This window comes from Candidatus Cloacimonadota bacterium (assembly GCA_020532355.1).
GTDB lineage: Bacteria > Cloacimonadota > Cloacimonadia > Cloacimonadales > Cloacimonadaceae > UBA5456.
In genome coordinates this window covers 1-4929 of the sequence record JAJBBD010000306.1, presented here as the reverse complement: position 1 = coordinate 4929, position 4929 = coordinate 1, and the positions used below count along the sequence as shown (strand labels likewise).

Below are 4929 nucleotides of genomic sequence, written 5' to 3'. Positions count from 1 at the left end.
CTTTGCAATAAGGTACAACCAAGCAAGCTTCCCCGGAGGAGAACTCGTCAAAAAACACGAGTCCTATGATATGGGGGTGAATGTAAACTTTTTGAAGCTTATGGAAGCTATTCGGAATTGATGGATATCCTATTCTCTCTTAGACTTACCTATTTTGTCCAAGTGATCGCTATTTGCAGATTTCAGTGACTCTTTATAGCAAGACCACGCTAAGCAACTGAGATAATATCCCCGGCTCAAAGCTGATTTTGATTGACATAAAGTCCGATAGTATATTATTGATCTCAAGTGATACTTACTTTGCATGATATATAGGAGGAGACCATACTATGGAAGCAGCCGACTTGGTAAGCATAAAAGATGCCAGTAAATGGGCAAGTGATCACCTAGGAAAGAATGTAACTAGTTCCAATATTAGCTATTTGGTTCAATATGGTCGTATCCGCAGATTTGGAGATAATGGATCAGTTTTCGTGTCTCTGAGTGAGTTACGCCATTACTACAGTATCCTAAAAGTAGACAGGAAAGAGATATGGCGTGAAAAACTGGGGGATGATCTTAACTGGGCGCTTTCCTTTGAGCAATATAGAGAATCCGAGACTACCAAACATGTGCATCGTTTGCATCCTTACAAGGGCAAGTTTATACCTCAACTAGTGGAGTATTTTCTTGATGATCATACGGATAGGTTCAAGAAGCAAGTTTTCTTTAAACCAGGTGACATAGTTTTAGATCCATTTGCAGGTAGCGGAACTACGTTGGTGCAGGCCAATGAGCTTCGTCTTCACGCCATTGGAATAGATGTATCCGCATTCAATGTTATGGTAGCAGGTTGCAAGGTTCGAAAGTATGATTTTGTAGATGTTCAAAAAGAAGTGAATCGAATTAGCGGAGTGTTGGCCAAGCATCTACATAATTCTCGGTCAAATGAGTTCGAAAACCGCTTACTAGAGGAGATCAACAGATTCAATAGCACGTATTTTCCTGCTCCTGAATACAAGTATAAGGTGCGGAACCATCTTATTGACGAAAAGTCATACTCCTCAGAAAAGGCAAAGCAGTTTCTTCCTATATACCAGGCTTTGATTCGTGAGTTTGGGATCCAGCTTGTTCAAGATGACCCACGTACATTTCTTGAGAAGTGGTTTGTCAAGCATGTTCGAGAAGAGCTTGAATTGGTGTTTGAGGAAATCAAGAAAATCTCTAATCCTTCCACAAGGAAGATATTAGCTGTGATCTTGAGCAGAACAATGCGAAGCTGCCGCGCTACCACGCACGCAGATTTGGCTACATTGAATGAGCCTGTGACCAGCACATACTATTGTCGCAAACATGGTAAGATATGCAAGCCGCTTTTTTCGATTCAGAAATGGTGGAGAACCTATACAAAGGATACTATAAATCGGCTAAAGCAGTTTGATCACCTTCGCACAAACACCATGCAGGTCTGCATTACAGCTGATAGCCGAAACGTCGATATCATAGACAAGGTACAGAGTATCAATCCTGGTTTAGCAGACATTGTTAAGAATCAGAAGATCAAAGGGGTTTTTACTTCTCCTCCATATGTAGGCTTGATTGACTACCACGAGCAACACGCTTATGCTTATGATCTGTTTCGCTTTGAGCGCAATGACGAACTTGAGATTGGGCCACTCTTCAAGGGGCAGGGCAAGGAAGCTCAGCAGAGCTACATTCAAGGAATATCGGATGTTTTACTCAATTGCAGAAGGTTTCTTTCGCAAGATTTCGATGTTTTTTTGGTGTCAAATGACAAGTATGGTCTATATCCTGAGATCGCTAGCAGAGCTGGGATGAGCATTGTGGATCAGTTTAAAAGACCAGTTCTAAATCGAACAGAAAAGAATAAAAATGCCTATGCTGAGATAATTTTCCATCTTAAAGACATAGCGCAATAGGAGTCAATTGTGGCGATTCAAGCCCACGCTCGTGAAGAGATTAGGCAGATTTTAACCCAAAGCCTGAGGAAGAAGTTTCAAAATTATAATCCTGAACCCGGGGTTATGCCATTTCATACCCGTCTTCTGGGAGAAGACCGTCTCGCCCTGTATTCCTTTATCCATTCACTAAATACAAATTTTGGGACTTCTATCTTTGAGCCAGTAGCAGTTTCCTTGGCAGGAAGCCAGTTTATAAGTGCTGAAAAACAGCAGAAATCGGGGACTCAAATATCATCTGAAGCGCACAATGCAATTCAGAGGATCATGGATGGCTTAGCTGTGGGAGATAGGCTGCCGAATAAGCCACAAGAGATTGAAGAAATTCGGTCAGTTTGTCAAAGTGGTGAAATGGTTAAAGTAAGGCCGACTAGGGTAGATCTTAAGTTAGTAGGAACAGACGGGACGACGTATTTGATCGATATTAAGACTGCTAAGCCCAATGCCGGTGAGTTTAAAGGATACAAGCGCACAATGCTAGAGTGGGTGGCTGCTAGTTTGGCAATGGATCCTTCGGCTTCGGTCCATTCATTGATAGCGATCCCTTACAATCCCTATGCACCCAAGCCGTATGAAAGGTGGACGATACGAGGCATGTTGGATCTGGAGCATGAGCTCAAGGTGGCAGAGGGATTTTGGGATTTTCTGGCAGGACCCGAATCTTATGAGTCGTTACTTGGTGTTTTTGAACAGGTAGGCATCGATATGCGGTTTGAGATCGATAAGTACTTTGCCAAGTTCAGAAACGTGAGTGACAATGAATAGTCCCCAAAGTAAGGAAGAACAAGGGCAGTCATCTAATATTTACTGCTTCAATTTGGTAGAAACCAATCTAGCTGCAAGAACCTTTATATTCTGAATCGACTCAGTCATCGATAAATCTTTATATATGCAACGTGCGGGCTATGGTTAAGCCCCGCGTTATAAGGAGGAAAATATGAAATAAAGCAGATGGTCTGGCAAAAAGCAACCGCAACATATGTTTGCAGAACGAGAACCGCAAGATAGCCCTTTGCCTATATATGGATGGATGCTAATCATATTTTCCTCTCTATTTGTTTTACCTATAAGCTAATCCGTATTCTTGTGAGGTCAAAAGCAAAAAAATGTAGCCATTGCCAATATCTTGAAACAGAATGCTCTCCCGGGCAGTTAGCGTAACTTTATCTAACCTTTGTCGTAGGATAGTGCTCCACCCATAGCAGGATCCAAGCTTGAATCCCGGCTAATGCTACGCCAATGACTTTGGGTAGCACAAAGAGGAGGCTTGACATTTTTTGAACATCTTGCATTGATGCCAGACATATCAAACTATGTTAGATAATGGATATGATAAGCGAGGTAATGATGCACATCCAGGAAGCCAAAATGTATAAGGCAATTATCAGACGAGCGGAGGATTTTCTTGCCGCACGGGCAAATCCCCAAAACGTAATGAAGTACTCCCGCTATTTTAAGGAGGGCTACAATGCCTGGGGTAATAGCGTAGAAGATATCGCCGAAATCGCCAGCCTTATTGAGAGTGAATATTCTTTGAAAGAGCCATCTCAATTGATAGAGCTGGGTTCGCTTTTGTTCCAACACCCAAAGTATGAAATGGGCAGCCTCGCTATCCAGCTGCTGGAAAGAAGGCTCAAGAAATGTGGTAAAAAGGAATTTGAAGGCCTTAGGAACTGGTTTGATTTTGGTGTAAATAACTGGGCTCACGCGGATCATCTATGCTCCAGATTGCTACCACGTTTTCTGCTCAAAGATATCGTTGCGCTTCAGGATTTTGCGGGATGGTTGAAATCTGGCTCACGCTGGAGCAGAAGAGCAGTACCCGTAGCACTGATCAAGCTTAAAAAGAAATACGAGATTCGAGAACTGCTGGAATTTACGGAAGAATTGATGATAGATCCGGAACGGGTGGTGCATCAAGGCATGGGCTGGTTTCTGCGAGAACTCTGGAAGATCCATCCTCACGATGTGGAAGATTTTCTTTATCGCTATCGAAACACTGCCGCCAGATTGATTATCCAGTATGCCACTGAAAAACTCAGCAAAGAGGAACGCTTGCGCTTTAGGAAAGATAAAGCCCTAAGCAATAAAGAAAAATAGGGATACAATAATGCGTAGGGAACACCGGGCGGTGTTCCCCACGACTTGGAGGGCATTCTATGTAGGGTCTTTAGGCTGGGGCTAGATTGCGGCTTGCGGAGATTTCTGTCAAGAATAAACCGTTAGATATATTCTGTTTTTTTCTCCGATAATGTGGAAATAATTATACAATGCTTCAGGAAGCCCTTTACTCCGGCTTTCCTGAGCCCCGAAATATGTTCCTGGTTAATTGTAATGTTGTATCGCCATAAGCGGCAGTTTCCGCAAGCTTGAGCCAAGAAGGACATTTGTATTGGGTATCTTTCTCTTTTTATACGAGTTAAGTAGCTCTTAATCCCTGTAAGAAATCCTAAGCATTGTTGACAACAATATACAATCTTGATATAAAGAGTCACTGAAATCTGCAAATAGCGATCAATGGACAAATTAGATAAGTCGAAGAGAGAAAAGAATATCTGAAAAGCAATTGCAGAAAACCACCTTGACATTTACTCAGCAAATCTCATTGTTTTGATCACCAAAACCTGCAGATTGGGCACTATTTTGTCCAAGTGGTAGTTACTATTATCAACTCCAGAATCAAGAGAAAAACCCGTAATGATATATGCAATATACCAATACGGATTACGTATGGAAGCAATTGGATTCTTGGATATGCATATGTTTTGGCATTTGCAATTTTCGGTGAGCGGATTTGCAATTTTCGGTGACTCTTTATACCCACTACCGGCACCACCATACCCTTTTTATCACTGAATTCTATATAAAGAGTCACCGACTCATTTCATTCACTCTCAGAGAATTTCCGCAGATCTTCCTTGACAAAAAAAGCAACTTATAAGAATTGAACATAAGTTCACATCAAACCCCG

3 protein-coding genes are annotated in these 4929 nt (G+C 41.9%); all 3 read left to right on the top strand.

What is annotated here, in order from left to right; all coding sequences use genetic code 11:
- Nucleotides 1–329 precede the first annotated feature (329 nt).
- The 3 genes from LHW48_10545 (at nt 330) to LHW48_10535 (ending at nt 4058) form a co-directional block, all read left to right on the top strand.
- Nucleotides 330–1919, top strand: a complete 1590-nt coding sequence (locus tag LHW48_10545; GenBank protein MCB5260885.1) for a site-specific DNA-methyltransferase — start codon at nt 330–332, stop codon at nt 1917–1919.
- 9 nt (nt 1920–1928) lie between these two features.
- Nucleotides 1929–2723, top strand: coding sequence for a TdeIII family type II restriction endonuclease (locus LHW48_10540; GenBank protein ID MCB5260884.1), 795 nt, complete (start codon nt 1929–1931; stop codon nt 2721–2723).
- 564 nt (nt 2724–3287) lie between these two features.
- Nucleotides 3288–4058: a DNA alkylation repair protein gene (locus LHW48_10535; GenBank protein ID MCB5260883.1), complete on the top strand. Its 771-nt coding sequence runs from the start codon at nt 3288–3290 to the stop codon at nt 4056–4058.
- Nucleotides 4059–4929 lie beyond the last annotated feature (871 nt).